The sequence below is a fragment of the Roseofilum sp. genome (assembly GCF_982964205.1).
This window is the reverse complement of record NZ_CEZBFX010000014.1, coordinates 40,310-58,676: the sequence shown is the minus strand read 5'-3', so window position 1 is coordinate 58,676 and position 18,367 is coordinate 40,310. Positions and strand designations below refer to the sequence as shown.

16 protein-coding genes are annotated in these 18,367 nt (G+C 45.1%); 9 read left to right on the top strand and 7 right to left on the bottom strand.

All coding sequences use genetic code 11. The features are described 5' to 3' along the window. The first annotated feature begins 14 nt into the window (after positions 1–14). The 5 genes from AC3A14_RS06300 to AC3A14_RS06280 all read left to right on the top strand — a co-directional run bounded on the left by AC3A14_RS06300 (position 15) and on the right by AC3A14_RS06280 (position 5,562). Positions 15–677, top strand: coding sequence for a hypothetical protein (locus AC3A14_RS06300; protein ID WP_318732227.1), 663 nt, complete (start codon positions 15–17; stop codon positions 675–677). Between the two features lie 109 nt (positions 678–786). After that, positions 787–2,079 (top strand): phosphoribosylamine--glycine ligase, encoded by a 1,293-nt coding sequence (gene purD / locus AC3A14_RS06295; RefSeq protein WP_318732226.1) that lies wholly within the window; start codon positions 787–789, stop codon positions 2,077–2,079. Between the two features lie 161 nt (positions 2,080–2,240). Continuing rightward, the gene (locus tag AC3A14_RS06290) at positions 2,241–4,331 is read left to right on the top strand and encodes an ATP-binding protein (protein WP_318732225.1); all 2,091 of its coding nucleotides are present in this window, start codon (positions 2,241–2,243) and stop codon (positions 4,329–4,331) included. A gap of 49 nt (positions 4,332–4,380) precedes the next feature. Further along, entirely contained in the window at positions 4,381–4,911 is a 531-nt protein-coding gene (locus AC3A14_RS06285) for an Npun_F5560 family protein (protein WP_318732224.1), read from the top strand. Between the two features lie 9 nt (positions 4,912–4,920). Then, positions 4,921–5,562 (top strand): hypothetical protein, encoded by a 642-nt coding sequence (locus AC3A14_RS06280; protein ID WP_318732223.1) that lies wholly within the window; start codon positions 4,921–4,923, stop codon positions 5,560–5,562. Here AC3A14_RS06280 and AC3A14_RS06275 read toward each other — a convergent pair. Further along, positions 5,548–5,904 (bottom strand): STAS domain-containing protein, encoded by a 357-nt coding sequence (locus tag AC3A14_RS06275; protein WP_318732222.1) that lies wholly within the window; start codon positions 5,902–5,904, stop codon positions 5,548–5,550. The two genes, AC3A14_RS06280 and AC3A14_RS06275, sit on opposite strands and share 15 nt — an antisense overlap. Before the next feature lie 336 nt (positions 5,905–6,240). On the opposite strand from AC3A14_RS06275, the gene AC3A14_RS06270 reads away from it, so the two are divergent. The 3 genes from AC3A14_RS06270 to AC3A14_RS06260 all read left to right on the top strand — a co-directional run bounded on the left by AC3A14_RS06270 (position 6,241) and on the right by AC3A14_RS06260 (position 9,459). Further along, positions 6,241–6,861, top strand: coding sequence for a DedA family protein (locus AC3A14_RS06270; protein WP_318732221.1), 621 nt, complete (start codon positions 6,241–6,243; stop codon positions 6,859–6,861). Between the two features lie 159 nt (positions 6,862–7,020). Continuing rightward, complete coding sequence (gene murA / locus AC3A14_RS06265) at positions 7,021–8,283, top strand: UDP-N-acetylglucosamine 1-carboxyvinyltransferase (protein WP_487778941.1); 1,263 nt, start codon at positions 7,021–7,023, stop codon at positions 8,281–8,283. Positions 8,284–8,412: 129 nt separating this feature from the next. Then, on the top strand, positions 8,413–9,459 hold the full coding sequence (locus AC3A14_RS06260; RefSeq protein ID WP_318732219.1) for an adenosine deaminase: 1,047 nt from the start codon (positions 8,413–8,415) through the stop codon (positions 9,457–9,459). Between the two features lie 96 nt (positions 9,460–9,555). Here the strand turns inward: AC3A14_RS06260 and psb27 are convergent, their stop codons facing one another. From psb27 to pstS, 5 genes are all read right to left on the bottom strand, one after another. Further along, positions 9,556–9,954, bottom strand: a complete 399-nt coding sequence (gene psb27, locus AC3A14_RS06255) for a photosystem II protein Psb27 (RefSeq protein WP_318698684.1) — start codon at positions 9,952–9,954, stop codon at positions 9,556–9,558. Between the two features lie 92 nt (positions 9,955–10,046). Continuing rightward, entirely contained in the window at positions 10,047–10,880 is an 834-nt protein-coding gene (gene pstB / locus AC3A14_RS06250) for a phosphate ABC transporter ATP-binding protein PstB (protein WP_271939899.1), read from the bottom strand. 36 nt (positions 10,881–10,916) lie between these two features. Continuing rightward, on the bottom strand, positions 10,917–11,813 hold the full coding sequence (gene pstA / locus AC3A14_RS06245; protein ID WP_318698683.1) for a phosphate ABC transporter permease PstA: 897 nt from the start codon (positions 11,811–11,813) through the stop codon (positions 10,917–10,919). 49 nt (positions 11,814–11,862) lie between these two features. Beyond that, positions 11,863–12,813 (bottom strand): phosphate ABC transporter permease subunit PstC, encoded by a 951-nt coding sequence (gene pstC / locus AC3A14_RS06240; RefSeq protein WP_318698682.1) that lies wholly within the window; start codon positions 12,811–12,813, stop codon positions 11,863–11,865. An 87-nt stretch (positions 12,814–12,900) separates the two neighbouring features. Then, positions 12,901–14,031: a phosphate ABC transporter substrate-binding protein PstS gene (gene pstS, locus AC3A14_RS06235; protein WP_318732217.1), complete on the bottom strand. Its 1,131-nt coding sequence runs from the start codon at positions 14,029–14,031 to the stop codon at positions 12,901–12,903. 676 nt (positions 14,032–14,707) lie between these two features. Here pstS and AC3A14_RS06230 point away from each other — a divergent pair. Continuing rightward, entirely contained in the window at positions 14,708–17,290 is a 2,583-nt protein-coding gene (locus AC3A14_RS06230; RefSeq protein WP_318732216.1) for a bifunctional diguanylate cyclase/phosphodiesterase, read from the top strand. Here AC3A14_RS06230 and AC3A14_RS06225 read toward each other — a convergent pair. Further along, the gene (locus AC3A14_RS06225) at positions 17,282–18,265 is read right to left on the bottom strand and encodes a GntR family transcriptional regulator (protein ID WP_318698679.1); all 984 of its coding nucleotides are present in this window, start codon (positions 18,263–18,265) and stop codon (positions 17,282–17,284) included. The genes AC3A14_RS06230 and AC3A14_RS06225 overlap by 9 nt on opposite strands. Positions 18,266–18,367: the final 102 nt, after the last annotated feature.

Genomic DNA, 18,367 nt, shown 5'->3' with positions numbered 1-18,367 from the left:
ATAGAAACATTAGGATGAAATTTGCAAGCGATCGCCTTTGGATGGCAGGGCTAGTATTGATTGTAGGCTGTACAGCTCCACAAGCCTCAGAACCGAACCAAGGGAGTGTTGCAGTCAGTTCTGTTGACTCTCCGTTAGCGAGCAATTTACCCGAACGTAAGATAGAAACCGTTTTTGTTGAGGGAGAACCGCAAGAAATTACCCTCAAGCTCTATCAAGAAGACCAGATTCCCGTGCTTACCTATTACCCTGAAAATATTAGTGTCAGGAGTGCGTGTAGCGATGAAGGATGCGGAGTGTCTTTTGAGCTTCTCCAAGGTCTATCTGTATCTGGTTCCCCCACAGACGCACCCTTACGAGCTAGAGTCCATGTATTTGTTCCCCCCGCAGGCACAACCTTAGAGGAGTTAGAAGCGGGAGTAACTGGAGATGGGGGAGTATTTGCAGGCAAAGGCTGGCAACAAGGCGTATCTAGCGGTTCACTTTCGTATCCTTGGGAGAAAAAGAACATGAACTATTATCATTCTGAACAAAATCTTTTAGGTTCGGTGCATCTAGGTCAATCCCAAGGTCAGGCTTTCCGCGTTACTGTCGTTTTTCCTGGGGATATGGGAGATGGCTTTGCTCCCCGTGCTAATGTCATCCTGAACAATCTACAAGTAGACTCGATTCAATAATTGGTCTTTTGTAAAATGCAAATCACTATTTACTCAGAAATGGGGAAATGGAGGGATAGGCACATTACCGATTAAAATTAAGCAGGTGAGTGTGATTAAATAACAGAACGTGAAAATTATCGTCATCGGTAGTGGAGGGCGCGAACATGCGATCGCCAAAACCCTCCTGCAATCTCCCCAAGTTCAGCACGTGGTCTGTATCCCAGGTAATGGGGGAACAGCCCGATTAAAGCGCTGTGAAAATCTTCCCCTCAAGATCGATCAAATCGATCAATTTCAGGCGATCGCCGATTATGCTAAAACCCACGCCATCGATCTAATTATTGTCGGCCCAGAAGCCCCCCTCGCCCTCGGCATAACCGATGCGCTGCAAAGCCATAACCTCACTGTATTTGGCCCCACCCAAGCCGGGGCGCAAATTGAATCAAGCAAAGCCTGGGCAAAAGCACTGATGAGTGAAGCATCTATTCCCACGGCTATCTCCGCTGTGTTTACGGAGGAAATCGCCGCCCGTGCCTATCTCCAGAGTCAAGGAGCGCCCATTGTGATTAAAGCGGATGGCCTCGCTTCTGGTAAAGGGGTAACTGTGGCCATAACCTTAGAAGAAGCAGAAGCAGCGATCGCCGAAGCTTTCGCAGGTAAATTTGGATTAGCCGGTCAAAAAGTCGTGATTGAAGAATATCTCACCGGTCAAGAAGCCTCGATCCTAGCTCTGACTGACGGCGAAACCATCCGTCCCCTGATTAGCGCCCAAGACCACAAACGCATTGGAGAAGGGGATACAGGGCCCAATACCGGGGGCATGGGAGCCTATGCTCCTGCACCGCTTGTGACCCCAGAATTGAGCGATCGCATTAACCAAGAAATTCTCCTGCCCACCATAGCAACCTTAAAAAAATGGGGGATTAGCTACCGGGGAGTCTTGTATGCGGGTCTGATGATTACCCCAGAAGGCGATCCCAAAGCGATCGAATTTAACTGTCGGTTTGGCGATCCAGAAATTCAAGCCATTCTCCCCCTGTTAGAGACTCCCCTAGAAACCCTACTGTTAGCCACTGCACAAGGAAAATTAGCCCAGCAAGAGATTACCTGGAAACCCGGCGCTTGCGCTTGTGTGGTTGCGGCTTCTGACGGATATCCTGGTAGCTTTGAAAAAGGATTCCCCATTACTGGTATAGAAGTGGCTGAAGCTCAGGGAGCGATCGTTTTTGAAGCCGGAACCAGCTTAAACGATAATCGCCCAGTCACCAGTGGCGGCCGAGTCTTGGGAGTCACTGCGGTGGGAGCAACCCACGATCTAGCCTTTGACAAAGCGTATCAGGCGATCGCCTCGATTTACTTCCAAGGTTTATACACTCGTCGAGATATCGGCCATCGGGTGCGGCAAAAACAGAGCCAGTAACCCATAATATAAACACGGCAAACAACTAAACCTATTGCATAAGTGGGTAGAAAATGAATAGTAATGCAGTAATCATATATTCTTATGGTTATTGCCTATTGGGTTTTGCCTGACTTCTGCAAGAAGTCTACTGTAGGTCTTCAGATCAATGTATCGGTATTATGGTGGCTTTACTGAAAAATATTAAAGGAGCGATCGCCCATTGGTGGTCAGAATTTACCCTGCAAACTCGACTCATGGCAGCCGCAACCCTAGCGGTATCCCTAATCATGAGCAGTCTAACCTTCTGGGCCGTCAACACCATTCAACTAGATGCTCGCCTCCACGATACCCGCTTTGGTCAAGACCTGGGACTCCTGTTAGCCTCAAACGTCACCCCCTTAGTTGCAGAAAATAACCTCACAGAAGTTGCCCGGTTTTCCCAACGCTTTTATAACAGCACCTCCAATATTCGCTATCTCCTCTACGCAGATCGAGACGGTAGACTCTTTTTTGGTCTCCCCTTCTGGGACTCAGAAGTACAAACGTCCCTGAGTATCGAGCGCCGAATTCAACTTCCGGAAAATTACATCACCTCCTCACAAATTCCCCTGGTTCGCCAACATAAAACCCCAGATGGGGAAGTGACTGATGTCTTCGTTCCCTTGATCGATGACAATAAATATCTCGGCGTATTGGCGATCGGCATTAATCCCAATCCCACCGTTGTCACCTCCTCTAACCTCACCCGCGATGTTACCCTAGCCGTTTTTGTCTCCATTTGGTCTATGGTCATTTTAGGGGGAGTCTTTAATGCTCTGGCCATCACCCAACCGATTAAAGAACTCTTAGCTGGCGTTAAAAGTATTGCTGCCGGTAATTTTAAGCAGCGCATTGATTTACCCTTAAGCGGAGAACTGGGCGAACTCATTTGTAGTTTTAATGATATGGCGGAACGGCTAGAGAATTATGACGAGCAAAATATTGAAGAATTAACGGCTGAAAAAGCCAAATTAGAAACTTTAGTCTCTACCATTGCTGATGGAGCCATCTTATTAGATACCGATCTCAATATCATCTTAGTTAATCCTAATGCTCGCCGCATGTTTGATTGGGACGGAGAATCTGTGGTGGGCAAAAACGTTTTACGCTATGTTCCTCCTCCCCTACAAGTCAAACTCACTCGTCCTCTCTATGAAATTGTTCAAGGGAAATTTTCTCCGTCTGATGGTGCTTCTATCTATGAATTTCGTATCACCTTAACCGAACCCGTTAAACGCACAGTGAGAATTTTGCTCACGACCGTGTTATCCCATCGCGCCACTGGAGAAAATGCCCTATGTCTAGACTGCTTACATGATGCGAATGACACTTGTGTGGTTCCAGAACGCCCCTTAGCCCAAGAATGTGTCTTGTATGAGCATCATATTAAACCGAATTTAGAGAATGCCAAGATTGGCAACTTGAAAGGGATTGCCATAACCGTTCAAGATATTACCCGCGAAGTAGAACTCAATGAAGCGAAAAGCCAATTTATTAGTAATGTCTCCCATGAACTGAGAACGCCATTATTTAATATTAAAGGATTTATCGAAACCCTCTATGAATATGGAGAAGAATTGAGTGATGTGGAACGGCGAGATTTTCTGGAAACTGCCAATCATGAAACCGATCGCCTCACCCGGTTGGTAAATGATGTCTTAGATTTATCTCGCCTAGAATCAAGCCGCACTTATCATTTGGATGCAGTTTATGTAGGACAACTGATTGAACAAACCCTACGCACGTATCAACTCAATGCCAAAGATAAAGGGATTGAACTTAGACAAGAAATTGAAGCCGATTTGCCCAAAATTTGGGGCCATTATGACTTACTCCTCCAAGTCCTCACGAATCTAGTAGGAAATTCCCTTAAATTTACAGAATCCCAAGGTAAAGTTATGATTCGCGCCTATTGTCCTCAGAGCAATAAGAAAGTTGTTCGCATCGAAGTCGCCGATACGGGAATCGGCATTGACACGGAAGACCAAGCTACTATTTTTGACCGCTTCTATCGAGTGGAAAACCGGGTGCATACTTTGGAAGGAACGGGACTCGGATTATCTATTGTTCGCAATATTATTGACAAACATAATAGTTGTGTACAATTGGTCAGTGAAGTGGGAGTCGGTACAACCTTTTGGTTCGATCTAGCCTTGTATGAGGAGGCGATCGAGTCGGAACCGGTCAGTCCATTGGAACCTGTATATGGAGGATCTCCCATCAATAGCTAATCGATCTCTCAATTCCCTATTCCCCATGACCCAAAGGAGACCTAAAAACATGACCCATTCTTCTGACTCAGAAGCTATTCAGGAATTTCAAGCCGAAATGACGCGCTTGCAGGAAGAGTTAACCTTAAGAGATCAATTGGTACAACAGTTGTCTCAAGAACTGTTTCGCTTAGTGAAAGGAAACGCCTCATTTATCCCGGCTCAAACTGGGTCAGCGGATCAAACCGAAAATTTGCGATCGCTGCAAGAACAACTGCAAAAGGTGGAAGAGCAAGTACAGTTTTATCAAGAACAAATTCAAGAGCGAGATAGCGAGATTTATCAACTGCGCCAGTCCGTGCAAGAATTAAGCGATCGCTCTGGAATGCTCGAACAAGTCGTACAAGAACTGCCCCATCTCTATCGGCAAAAATTCGCCGAACGCATGGAACCTATCCGAGAAAAGGTTTCCCTCCTGCAACGGGAAAATCGCCAACTCCATGCTGAATTGCAAAGCGTCAGCTATCGGTTAGCCATGAGAACCCGTAACCCGTCTCGCATTGATTTACCTAACTTTCCCATCACCTCTCCCCAAACCTAACCGATCGCCATGATCTATTCCTCTGTACAGATCGTTGTCGAGTCAGAGCGCGATCGTTCTGCTGCTCTACCCGTAAAATTACAGGACACCATACAACGGATTTCACCCAAGATTGACACAACGATTCAATCGCTTAAAACACTCAAAGCTTCAGAAGAGGTTTTGTTTTGTCCACTCACCCTCAATATTCCCGATCATCTTCCGTTTCTGGGTCAAAAAACTTACGAATGTTGTCGCTCCATAGAGTCCTTGCAGCAAAGGGTTTCCACCTGGGGATACGCGATCGGTGAAGGTAATAATTGGTTACCAATTATTCTCAGCCCTAAAGGCCCGCTTTATGCTGAAGCGATCCAAAACGGGAACCAGACCTATCATCAACCCCTACATTTAGGCGATCGAACCCGTCAAACCCTCTACCAACTGGGTTATCAATTACTGCGTCATATTCAAGCTATCCCTGGCGTTTATCTGCTTCAGTTTGGGGGCACATCCGATCCCTGCTTCGATCGCCTGATTCCCTTTCCTGATACCCCAGTCTTAGCCAGTTTGGGGGTTCAAGAGCCAGACTTACTCACCAGTTATTGGTATTGCCAAATCGGAACCCCCCTCATCGACTTGCAAATCAAACCGCTTCCTTCAAACAGCGCTTAATGCCATCAATTGATCCGGTTGAAACACCTCTAATACTTTTTCGTAGGAAGGGTAAATTTCAAATACACCTTCTAGTCTAGCGATATCTAATATTAATTTCACCTGTCCTGGAATATTGCACAGAACCAGGCGGCAACCCTGCTGGCGAGCTGCTTTGAGTCCATGAACCAATTTACCTAAACCCGCACTATCCATAAAACCCACCCCAGCCAAATCTAGACAAAGGATAGACATTTGAGAGGAGAGGTGCTCAATCTGCCGAGAAATCTGTTCACCCCTCTGGGCATCAAAAGACCCTTGAGGGTGAAGAACTGTAAACTGACCCATTGCTGTACTTGTCATCGTGGTTATCCTTTTAGTAAGTCCCTAGAAGGTTTAGTTCCTTGACCAATCTAAGATCTAAAGCTAAAAAAGTTGGTAAACTGAGTGACCGAACTCTAGCTTTAAGTAATCATACTCTAGCGATCGCCTCTTGAGACCTTCTTAATATAAGCGTGAAAATTGAGAATTGCCAGCCCCAAAAACAACACTTTCTCAGAACTTCACCAGATTACCCAAACTTTCCTGAAGCATCGATCCCCAATCCAGATTGACAGTACTTGGATTACACGCCAAGATCGAAAAAAGCTTAATCTGACAACGTAACTCATACGTTCTCTTCTCACCTACCTGGTTTGCATGTCCTTAGAATTTCTCTCACTCGATACAATTCAATCCCTCGCCAGTCAATACGGATACTGGACCATCTTCCTGGGCATAATGCTCGAAAATACTGGACTCCCCCTACCGGGTGAAACCATTACCCTCGTTGGTGGATTTCTCGCAGGTAGCGGTGAAATGGTGTATTGGCAAGTTCTCGCTAGTGCGATCGCCGGAGCTGCGATCGGGGATAGTTGTGGATATTGGATCGGCAGAACCGGAGGATGGCCCCTACTCCTCAAAGTCGGCAAATTCTTTCGAGTCGCTGAACATCAACTAGAAAATGCCAAAAGCAAATTTCAGCAAAATGCTGCTCGCGCTGTCTTTCTCGGTCGCTTCATTGCCCTGCTGCGGATCTTTGCTGGACCGATCGCAGGTATCGTAGAAATGCCCTATCCTAAATTCCTCCTCTGTAACGTTGCTGGGGCAACCCTTTGGGCAAGTGTCATGGTGAGTCTCGCTTTCTTTGTCGGCCACCTCATTTCCCTTGAGCAACTCATCGCTTGGGTGGGACAATTTGCGATCCTCGCCCTACTTCTCCTCATCGCTTGGATCGTCGTTCCCCTCTGGCTAGAAGCCCGTGCCTCTGAAAACTCATAAAAGATCCGGAGATGGGATTAGCGCACTGGAAAACTTTCCGGTACAATCAAACCAAATTCGGAACCTATGGTAAGAATTACTTAATTTTTGGAGGATAGAGCTATTAATACCGTAATTTCAACTAATGTTGCTTCTGTGGCAGCGGAAAAAACCCCTTCCATGCTTGAAATTGAAGGCAAATTCCGCTTAAGCGGCCAAGTGCAGATCAGTGGAGCTAAAAACTCCGCCTTAGCCATTCTCGCCGGCGTAGTCCTTTGCTCCCAAACTTGCCGATTACGCAATGTACCCAACCTGGTTGATGTCAATCGCATGGGACAGATTCTAGAATCTTTGGGCATTCAGTTCCAACGCCAGGGAGACACCCTAGAATTGGATGCCACTGACATCACTCAAGGACAAGCCCCCTATGAAGTCGTTAGCCAACTGCGGGCCAGTTTCTTTATTATTGGCCCCTTATTAGCCCGTTTGGGTACAGCCCAAGTCCCCTTACCGGGTGGCTGTGCGATCGGCGCTCGTCCTGTAGATCTGCATGTGCGCGGACTCCAAGCCATGGGAGCCCACGTCCAAATCGAACATGGAGTTGTGAATGCCTATGCTCCCCAAGGTAAACTCAAGGGAGCTAAAATTTATCTGGATTATCCCAGTGTGGGCGCAACGGAAACCCTGATGATGGCAGCAACCTTGGCAGATGGCGAAACCTGTATTGAAAATGCCGCCCAAGAACCCGAAGTTATAGATCTGGCTAACTTCTGTCGTTCTATGGGTGCTCGGATTAAGGGAGCTGGCACAAAAACGATTTGGATTGAAGGGGTTTCTCAACTGCATAGTACCGACTATGAAGTCATTCCCGATCGCATTGAGGCTGGAACCTTTTTAGTCGCGGCTGCCATTACCCAATCCGAATTGTTGCTCAATCGGGTGATTGCCTCTCACCTGACTCCAGTAATCGCTAAATTAGAAGAAACAGGTGCAACAGTAATCAAAGAAGGAGAGAGACAATTACGCCTTCTTCCCGCAGAGCGCATTTTACCGACAGACATTGAAACCCTTCCTTATCCTGGCTTTCCCACAGATATGCAAGCCCAGTTTATGGCTTTGCTCACCGTAGCCGATGGCAATAGCATGGTCACCGAAACTGTGTTTGAAAATCGCCTGCGCCATGTAGCTGAATTACAACGCATGGGAGCCAATATCCGTGTTAAGGGGAATATAGCTATTGTTAAAGGTGTACCCCTTTTATCAGGTGCGCCGGTATTAGCCACGGATTTACGGGCTTCCGCTGCTTTAGTCTTAGCGGGATTAGCCGCTGAAGGCACCACAACCGTTCAAGATTTACAACATCTAGACCGGGGCTATGAACAGCTTGAAGTCAAACTGCGAAATCTAGGGGCCCGCTTAACCCGGATTGAAAGCGTCTCTTAAAAATTTTTGATCTTTGGAGTAGCGGATTGAAATTTGTCCTGAAGGGTGCTGAACTAAATTTTCAGGATTACCATAGGAGGTGAAATGTTATTAAACTCCATCGATCGCAGATTTTAAGAGGTTATCCTTGTGGCTCTTTATGCTGAACTCCACCGACACTTAGGCGGTTCGGTCGTCCCTCGCATTCTCTGGCGCTATTTTCACCGTAGTGGCTCAGAATGGTCTGAGCAGTTTGCTGAGTATCCTGAGTTTGAAGATTTCTATACCCGTCCTCGGAAAACCTTAGATGAATATTTAGAACTCCATACCTTAGTCGAGAAAACCCAAACTTTAGACACATTACCCTATTTTATTTATCGCTTGATTCGAGGGGCCTATGTGTTTGAAAATTTAGCTTATTTGGAATTACGCTATACGCCTTACCTGCGGACTCCAGAAGAGTATAGCCAGAACGATCGCATCGATCGCATGGCAGCTATTGTGGAAGCTGTAGGTCAGGCGAGCCAAAATCATAACTATAGTATTATTACGAGCCAGATTCTCTGTACTCATTCCCGTCTGCCCGATGAGGTAAACCGGGCGATTGTGGAACTCGCCGCCCAAATGCCTGAATATGTTTGTGGGATTGATCTGGCAGGTGGAGATGCCCATTATGGCGATCGCCTGTCGGAATTAATTCAACTCTATGAGTATGCGCGATCGCTCGGCCTTAAAACAACCGGCCATCTCTACGAAACCCATGAGGGCTGTTATCCTGAACTGCTTCCCTATCTGATGCGTGTTGGCCATGGGATTCAAATTCCCCTACATTACCCCCACCTCTTGCCCCAATTGGCCAGGCAAGGACAATGTCTAGAAGTGTGTCCGACTACCTACCTGAAAACAGGAACTCTAGACGACTTAAGTGAACTGAAAATTGTCTTCGATCGCTGTTTTGACGCTGGGGTAGACATTGCCATTTGTACAGATAATGCTGGACTCCATAACGTTCGTTTACCCTTTGAATATGAAAACTTACTGACTCTAGACATCATCGACTTTGAGCAACTCCAAGCCTGTCAAGATGCTTCATTCCGCCATGCTTTTGCTTGGCCTTACCCCGAACACCCGGCTTCTCTGTTAACAGGACTCTTGCAAAACGAACCGAACTCCAATCTAACCCCAGCTTTAACCTAGTAGTAATAGAGTAGTGAGTAATGAGTAAAACTGGGTTTCTCTAGGGAAAAACGGTTTACCCATTACTTATTAGCGATTAGCCTTGAGACTGGGCAATTAGGCTCCCCGTTTAAGCGCTGCTTCGACTTGGCGCAATTCCTGGTTAATCCGTTGTTTTAACTTTTCTGGAACCGGACGATTAGGATAGGAACTATAATGTCCTGCCAAACTGTTTAGTGCTGTGCGGATTGTGGTAAATGAAGTTAAAGTAGCCACAGATCTATCTCGACGATATCGAGACGCATATTGATTAATTAACTCCCTTGCCTCTGCTTGAGCCTCAGCCTTATTGGGAGCATCTTCAGGAAGTTCAATGGCTGTGCGTAGGCTATCAACCATATTCAACGTATCTTGAGAATAGTTGCCTGTAATTACAGAAGGGGTGTTGGAACACCCAACCAAACCCATGATCGCCACTAAAATCAAGGGTAGCAATCGTACAAAAAATCGCTTCATAAGGATCGTCAAAAACTGCATCATTGAGATTTACTCGTCAGTCGATCCTATCGTGAATGGTGACGTTGGCGATCGTTGGGTCGTGATTAACTTTATCCAAAACGTCCACTGACATACTGCTGAGTGGCTTCTTCTTGGGGATTTTGGAAAATATCTTCTGTATTGTCATATTCGACTAAATACCCAAACCGCTTACCCCCTTCAATCGCTTTAGCGTTGAAGAAGGCAGTCATATCAGACACTCGCGAAGCCTGTTGCATATTGTGAGTCACAATTACGATGGTGTAATTTTCTTTGAGTTCATGGATCAGTTCTTCTACTTTCAGGGTAGAAATGGGGTCGAGGGATGCACAGGGTTCATCCATCAACACCACATCCGGATTAATGGCAACTGTGCGAGCAATACACAGGCGTTGTTGTTGCCCTCCAGACAGGGCAAACCCACTTTGGTGCATTTTATCTTTGACTTCATCCCACAGGGCCGCTTGACGGAGCGATCGCTCCACAATTTCGTCAATCTCTGACTTAGATTTACCTAACCCATTAATCCGCACACCATAGGCGATATTATCATAAATGGATTTGGGGAAAGGGTTTGGTTTTTGAAACACCATGCCAATCCGTCGGCGAACTTCTACTGCATCAATGTTATTTTCGTATAAACTTTGATCGTGGTAGAAAATTTTTCCTTCTAACTTAAAGATGGGAATTAAGTCATTGAGACGATTAAAACACCTTAAAATTGTACTTTTACCGCATCCTGATGGACCAATAAAAGCAGTTACACGATTTTTGGGGATATCCATAGACACATCCCGAACCGCCTTAAAATCACCGTAAAAAATACTTACATTGTCAGTTCTTAGGACGGTTTCAGTTTTGTTCACTGTAGTTGAATCCGCATTCGTCGAATCTGCATTTGTCATGGTCTTTCCTCAATTCTTGAATAAACTTATAAACCATTAAAACTGACTTTGACGGGTGGCTAATCGAGCAACAATACTACTGATTAACACCAACATAACTAAGACTAAAGACGCTGCCCAAGCTAGTTCTTGCAGTTTCAGATCAAAACTACTTGCAAAGTTGTAAACCAGTACCGCTAAGGATGGCGTAGGAGCCATCAAACCTCTGGGCCAAAAATTAGAATTGAGTGCCGTAAACAGGAGGGGTGCTGTTTCTCCTGAAGCACGGGCAACTGCTAGGGTTACTCCAGTCAAAATGGCAGGCAGGGCGGCGGGTAAAACTACTTTAAGGACGGTTTGATAATTGGATGCTCCTACACCAACGGATGCCCAACGAATATCTTGAGGTACAATTTGTAGTGCTTCGTCGGTAGTCCGAATAATGGTAGGGAGCATTAACACCGCTAGGGCTACGCCTCCTGCTAAGGCAGAAAAGGTTCCTGTGGTTAAAACAACCAAACTATAAGCAAAGACCCCAGCAATAATAGAGGGCACACCACTCAGGACATTCGTGGCAAACCGAATTCCACGAGCCACTTTACGGGCGGGTTGGCTACTCGAACTAAATTCAGAGAGATAAACGGCTGCCAGTACACCAATGGGTACAGCAATTACGCTGGCAATGCCGACGGTAATAAACGTTCCTAGGATAGCGTTAGCAATTCCTCCTCCAGTTTGTCCGGCTGCTGGTGGCAATTGGGTGAATAGAGCTAGACTGAGGCGCGATCCTCCTTTAATAATCACATAAATCAAGACCGCAAATAGGGGCAATATTGTTAGTCCAATACAAATCCCAGAAATGGTCGTCATCACCCTATCAAATATGGCTCTGGGACGGCTATTATCTTGAATTAGGCTACTGGCTAGGGACTTCGATTCTGTAGAAGGGTTCATAAAGTCAGGGAATAAAGAATAGGGGGAAATTTAGCGATTCCTTATTAACCTAGTCATATTTGGCTTTGACTTGATTGACAATCCATTCAGCTAGCACATTGACAACTAAGGTCAGAATCATCAGAATCAAACCGGCATACATGAGGGCAGAAACCTGTAGTCCAGAGGCTTCAGGAAATTGGTTAGCCATTAATGAGGCAATGGTATTACCTGGAGCTAAAATCGAGAGGCTCATTTTATTAGAGTTGCCGATGAGCATGGTCGCTGCCATGGTTTCTCCCATGGCTCGACCGAGAGCTAACATAATTCCGCCAACGATACCGGAGAAGGCGGCTGGCAGGAGGACGCGAAAAATCGTGACCCACCGGGTTGCACCGAGTCCTAGGGAGGCTTGTCGCAGGTCTGGAGGCAGGCTGGCTAGGGAATCACGGGCGATCGCCGTAATAATCGGTAGAATCATAATAGATAGGACTAATCCAGCCGGTAACATGCCTGGGCCAGCCAGAGGGGTGCTAAACAGGGGAAACCACCCAAAGCTGTTATGCATAAAGTCACCCATAGGTTTGATCAGAGGAATTAAGACGAAAATCCCCCATAATCCATATACCACACTGGGAATAGCTGCCAACAGTTCGACCAGAAAAACCAAAATAGTACGGATATTGACTGGAATAAAGTCTTCACTCAGGAAAACCGCCGTTCCCAGACCAAGAGGGACAGCAATCATCAGAGCAATGGCTGCACTCATCATCGTTCCATAGATCATTGGCCAAATCCCATATTCATCTTGAACCGGGTTCCAGGCACTTTGGAAGAGAAAGGGAATACCAAATTGTTGCAGAGCATCTAGGGCACCCAAACCTACGGTGAGGGTGATGATAATTAGGATAGCGGCGATGGATAAGGCAAAAATAAAGGTAAGACCAATAAAACCTCGGTCTAAGTTTTTTTCTGCATTAGAGCGCGATCGCCCAGATTCAGCTTTTGCTACAGAAACCATAAAATAACATTAATAACATTAGGCGTGGAATCAAGGGTTAGGAGTAAGGGCGTTCCTTACTCCTAATCGCACGAGGCAATTGAGACTCTATTTCACTTCAATCTCATAATCTGGGCTAATGGAATCAGCAACCATGGCCACTTTTTCCCGCACATTATCCGGTAAGGGAATATAGCCCAAATCGGCACTAATCGTTTGTCCCTCGTTCAGACCATATTCAATCATCGCTTCGACAGACTTGGCAATTTCTGGATCATCATATTCCTTGTAAGCCAGCAACCAAGTATAGGTAACAATCGGATAAGACTCTTCCCCTTCTGGGTTAGTGACAAACGCGCGTAAGTTTTCCGGTAATTGAACCGCTGCCAGGGATTGAGATGCAGCTTCATCAGTGGGATAGATAAAATTACCCGATTTATTCTCTAGGGATGCCATATTCAATCCCGCGCTTTTGGCAAATCCTAGCTCTAGATAACCAATAGCTCCTTCTGTTTGCCTGACTTGGGCAGCTACCCCATCATTTTTGGCTCCACCAATACCAACCGGCCATTCTACTGTTTTTCCTTCACCGACTTGGGTTTTCCACTCTTCGCTCATAGCGCTCAGATTTTTAGTGAACACCCCTGTGGTTCCGCTACCGTCAGACCGATAAACTACAGTGATATTTGTATCTGGAAGGGTGACACCGGAATTGGCTGAGGCAATTTTGGGGTCATTCCATTTGGTGATATTTCCTAAGAGGATATCAATCAAAGCCTCTTGGGTTAAGTTCAGTTCATCGACACCTGGAAGGTTATAAGCCATCACGACACTTCCAGCCGTCATGGGGAGCATCAAAACTCCTTTGTCAACTTCGGAGATTTCTTCATCTTTCATCGCTACATCACTGGCTCCAAAGTTAACCAAGTTTTGCATAAATCGTTCTACCCCAGCTCCACTACCGACTGACTGATAGTCAATCTGGAGGTTGGGGGTTGCATTACTAAAGTCTAGGAACCAGCGTTGGTAAAGGGGGGCGGGAAAAGAAGCTCCAGCCCCCGTTAAACTGGTGTTACCTGCTAGGGCCAACTTGCTGGTGGATTTCGTTTCACCTCCACCTGTAGTGCTGTCCACTTGAGATGTATCATCTCCACCAGCACAGGAGGCTAAGGCTACAGCGCTCAGGGCTGCAATTAATAGGGAAATGCTTTTACGCTTGCAGTTAGAGAAGGAAAACATAAGATCAATCAAGTTTGAGATTAGGGCAATCTTCAGTGTACGAGAAGATGTTGATTGAAGGTTAACCCTTTATGGCGCTCTTTTGGTTAAGAAAAGGTAAAATAGATATTAACAAAAAGTTATTTTAAAAATAATTTATGATTCTTTGATCGGAGTTTAGAGTAAATCCCATCATGGATATATTAGTGAAAATTTATTTAAAAGTAATAACCGTAATTCTTGTATAATTTTTTTGTTGTTCATTGTTATTTTTGCTTCGACAACAAACTAAAACCCTATAACTGATCGCTTTATTTACACAATTATCAAGAAAATATCTAAAAATCTATTTATGGAAAATCAAAAATATTAATCATTATTTAGACTCGATCCTATTGATCCCTAGCTACATTATCTCCTAATCAATGCCATTGTAAATATCTATTTGTTTTTTCTGGAAGATAGCTTTTAGTCTATACATAATGTTAGGTCAACTCCAAACCTCCCTCAAGTCTATCTGAAAAATGCTAGAATTAATGTATCATTTAATATTTTTAAAATAAACAGGAGAATTATAAGTGAAAAAGTTGATGATTAATTCAAAAGTGCCATAGGGGTTGTCGCAGTGCAGCAACATCTTCAACAATTTCAGAAATCCATCCTACAAACAGACCCTTTGCATTGGCACAAAAGTCAGATGACAACTGAGCCAAATCATCAGGAACGTTTTTTTGACCTGTCCCTAGAACTCCTCTGTCTGATTGACTTTCAGGGGAATCTACAAAAAATCAATCCAACATGGGAAAGGATATTAGGATATAGCCCAGAAGAATTATCTCAACAGAATTTCTTGCAGTTCATCCACCCAGACGACAAAAAGCTTACTCGCCTGGCATTAGAGCGATTAATCTCAGGACAACCTCGCCTTGATTTAGAAAATCGATATTGCTGTCAAGATGGCTCCTATCGATGGATTGCTTGGACTGCGGTTCCCGATCCAGATGAGGAGTTAATTTATATGGTGGGTCGGGATATGACCGATCATAAGCAGGTGGAGATTGAATTACACTCTCGTTTACAACAGCAAGCTGCGGTTTCAGAATTGAGCCAGAAAGCTCTAGAGGATCGCGATCTTGATGCTGTAATGCAAACGGCAGTGGAGTTGGTCAGTGAAACCCTGTCGGTAGACTATAGTGCAATCTTGGAATTGTTGCCGAATTATCAGACGCTATTGCTCCGATCAGGGGTAGGGTGGCAAGCTGAATTGGTGGGTCAAGCGATGTTAAGCGCTCGGCCAAATTGTCATGCGGGGTATACTTTATCTCAGGGAAAATCCATTATTGTGGAGGATTTACCGGTAGAAACTCGGTTTAGTGGTTCTCCTCTGTTGCATAATCATCGGGTGGTTTCTGGGATGAGTACGATTATTTCGGGGATTCCAGGTTCCGAGGGGCCGTTTGGGGTGTTAAGTGTGTATGCGAGGGAGTATCGCCCCTTTACCCAGGAGGATGTGTCGTTTTTACAAACGATCGCCAATGTGCTGACGAATGTGATGACTCGCCTACAAGCCCAAGATCAATTAAATTTGATGGAGCGGGCGATCGCCTCTAGCAATAATGGCATTATTATTACTGATTCCACTCAACCGGATAATCCGATTGTTTATGTCAATCCAGCCTTTGAAGAGATTACGGGATATAAGCGAGAAGATGTGCTGGGTCGGAACTGCCGTTTTCTGCAAGGGATTTACCGGGATCAAAATGCCCTTGATGAAATTCGTCAAGCTATTGAACAAGGAACAGAATGCCATGCCATTGTGCAAAATGTGCGTAAAGATGGTCAACTATTTTGGAATGAACTGCGAATTTCGCCGGTTTTTAATACCCAAGGCCATCTGACCCACTTTATTGGGATTCAAACTGATATCAGCGATCGCAAACAAGCAGAAGAGCAACTCGAACATCATGCCTTTTACGATCATCTTACCAATCTTCCCAATCGCGCTTTGTTTGCTGAATATCTGCAACAGGCCATTGAAAAGACCCAAAGAGACTCCAATTATCAGTTTGCCGTCCTATTTCTCGATTTAGATGGCTTTAAGAAGGTCAATGATAGTCTGGGTCATTTGATAGGAGACTTATTGTTAATGGCGATCGCCCGTCGTCTAGAAAACTGCCTCCGTCCAAGCGATCTCCTGGCGCGATTGGGAGGGGATGAATTTACTATTTTCCTAGATAAGATTCACACTCTCCAAGATGCCACCAAAGTGGCTCAACGAATATTAAGTAAACTCTCCAATCCATTCCACCTCAATGGTCATGAAGTCTTTGCCAATAGTAGCATCGGAATTACCCTAAGCACTATCAGATATGACCAAGCCGATGATATCCTCCGAGATGCAGATTTAGCCATGTACCAAGCTAAAACGGCTGGTAAAGGACGTTACGCCGTGTATAATACCCTCCTCCATACCCAAGCGGTTAATCGTCTAAAATTAGAAACAGATCTCCGAGGAGCCATCGATCGCCAACAATTGCAGGTTTACTATCAACCCATTGTTGAATTAAAGACCGGCCAACTCACCGGTTTTGAATCGCTTCTACGCTGGTATCATCCCGAATGGGGGTTTGTTTCTCCCGCTGAATTTGTTCCTGTGGCTGAAGAAACGGGGTTGATTTTACCGATTGGAACTTGGGTTCTGGAACAGGCCTGTCAGCAATTGCACCTTTGGAATATCCAATTCCCCGATCGCTCTCCACTGACGATGAATGTGAATCTGTCTGTCAAACAGTTTGCCCAACCAGATCTAATCGAACAAATCGATCTCATTCTAGAGGCAACCCAGATTGAGGGGAAATTTCTCAAACTAGAAATTACGGAAAGCGCTATTATTGATAATTCTAAGGTAGCTAATCTAATCTTTCAACAACTGAAAGCCCGTCAGATTCGCCTCTGTATTGATGATTTTGGCACGGGTTATTCTTCCTTAAGCTATCTATATCGTTTCCCCGTTCATACCCTGAAAATTGACCGCAGTTTTCTCAATAATCTAGATTCCAAAGCTTCATCTCACTATCGAGAAATTATTAAAGCAGTGATTGATTTAGGTCATAATTTAGGGATGGATATTGTTGCTGAAGGTATTGAAAAGATTGAACAGCATAAACTCCTACAACAATTCGGGTGTGAATATGGTCAAGGTTACTTCTACTCTAAACCGATGCCCGCACAAGCGATCGCCAATTTATTAGCCCAGCCTTTAGCTCACGGATTAGTCTAATCCCAGTTCTCGCTTCAGGCGATTAATCGAGGACTGATCGATATAACTCTCAGTCTGAATTAATCGAGGGGGTCGAATAATATCTTCTCTAGCTTCTTGGAGAGCCGCTTTAACTGCGTCATAACTGGCAACGTCACTGACCACATACTGAACCGTTCTGACCATAGCATTCAGTTTATAGCGATCGTCCCGATGAGCAGTCATAACCAACACCTCCTCACCACGCAAACTATGAATAATCACTTCAACAGCGCGTAAAATTCCATGGGAGAGACTGACTACTCCAAAATATGTGCCTTTAGGTAGTCCTTTCACTAATTCAACTTCGGGGGCATAATCATAGATTTCTACAGGAACCACCCGCGCTGATTTGGGTGCAGCAATGTTTTCTGCATCGCCAAAAAAATAGCGACTGGTGACGACGGTCGCCGATCGCGTATGATTCAAGAGATCGTCTAATTCTTCTAAAGGAACTAACTGTACAGGAATATGCAGAGCTGCTTGTAATTCTTCCATCATCAATTGCCCCACGCCAATATCATTGGTGGGAGCCGTGACTAAAACCCGCGCACTACAACGCAAACGCCAATCAACTTCTGCTAAAAATAATTCTCGTGCTTCGTGGAGAGAGCAGCCTTCTTGAATTAATTGATTGACGCTATTTTGGACAATGGATTGAGCTTGGGGATAGGTTTGGATCAGTTCAGATTTATACTTTGTAAACAGTCCTTTCCCTTGCTGGCGGACATAAATTCCCGAACCCGCTTGAGCCTCCACTAATCCGGTTTCTTCCAGTTGGCGATAGACCTTGCTAATGGTATTTCGATGCAAACCCGTTTGCATGGCTAAGGCACGGGTACTCGGCAATTGAGAGCCAGGAGGGTATTGACCCGAGGCGATCGCAAATCGTAATTGATTAAATAACTGATTAGAAGCCGGAATTTCACTCTCTGGCTGGATCTGAAATTTGACCATCTGCCCAGATTTACTCCCACAATGTCACTGATTTCTAGTATATAGCGCTTCTGGGTAATAGCCGGTCGATCTGTAGTAGAGTGAGGAGAAAGTATCAAGTTT

Excerpts from the sequence above, each read along its gene's own strand:
- pstC (WP_318698682.1), bottom strand. The coding sequence starts at position 12,813 with ATGGTTTCTGTAGCAAAAGCTGAATCTGGGCGATCGCGCTCTAATGCA.
- pstS (WP_318732217.1), bottom strand. The coding sequence starts at position 14,031 with ATGTTTTCCTTCTCTAACTGCAAGCGTAAAAGCATTTCCCTATTAATT.
- AC3A14_RS06225 (WP_318698679.1), bottom strand. The coding sequence starts at position 18,265 with ATGGTCAAATTTCAGATCCAGCCAGAGAGTGAAATTCCGGCTTCTAAT.
- AC3A14_RS06270 (WP_318732221.1), top strand. The coding sequence starts at position 6,241 with ATGTCCTTAGAATTTCTCTCACTCGATACAATTCAATCCCTCGCCAGT.
- murA (WP_487778941.1), top strand. The coding sequence starts at position 7,021 with ATGCTTGAAATTGAAGGCAAATTCCGCTTAAGCGGCCAAGTGCAGATC.
- pstB (WP_271939899.1), bottom strand. The coding sequence starts at position 10,880 with ATGACAAATGCAGATTCGACGAATGCGGATTCAACTACAGTGAACAAA.
- AC3A14_RS06300 (WP_318732227.1), top strand. The coding sequence starts at position 15 with ATGAAATTTGCAAGCGATCGCCTTTGGATGGCAGGGCTAGTATTGATT.
- AC3A14_RS06275 (WP_318732222.1), bottom strand. The coding sequence starts at position 5,904 with ATGACAAGTACAGCAATGGGTCAGTTTACAGTTCTTCACCCTCAAGGG.
- AC3A14_RS06230 (WP_318732216.1), top strand. The coding sequence starts at position 14,708 with ATGACAACTGAGCCAAATCATCAGGAACGTTTTTTTGACCTGTCCCTA.
- AC3A14_RS06280 (WP_318732223.1), top strand. The coding sequence starts at position 4,921 with ATGATCTATTCCTCTGTACAGATCGTTGTCGAGTCAGAGCGCGATCGT.
- AC3A14_RS06290 (WP_318732225.1), top strand. The coding sequence starts at position 2,241 with ATGGTGGCTTTACTGAAAAATATTAAAGGAGCGATCGCCCATTGGTGG.
- pstA (WP_318698683.1), bottom strand. The coding sequence starts at position 11,813 with ATGAACCCTTCTACAGAATCGAAGTCCCTAGCCAGTAGCCTAATTCAA.
- AC3A14_RS06285 (WP_318732224.1), top strand. The coding sequence starts at position 4,381 with ATGACCCATTCTTCTGACTCAGAAGCTATTCAGGAATTTCAAGCCGAA.
- psb27 (WP_318698684.1), bottom strand. The coding sequence starts at position 9,954 with ATGAAGCGATTTTTTGTACGATTGCTACCCTTGATTTTAGTGGCGATC.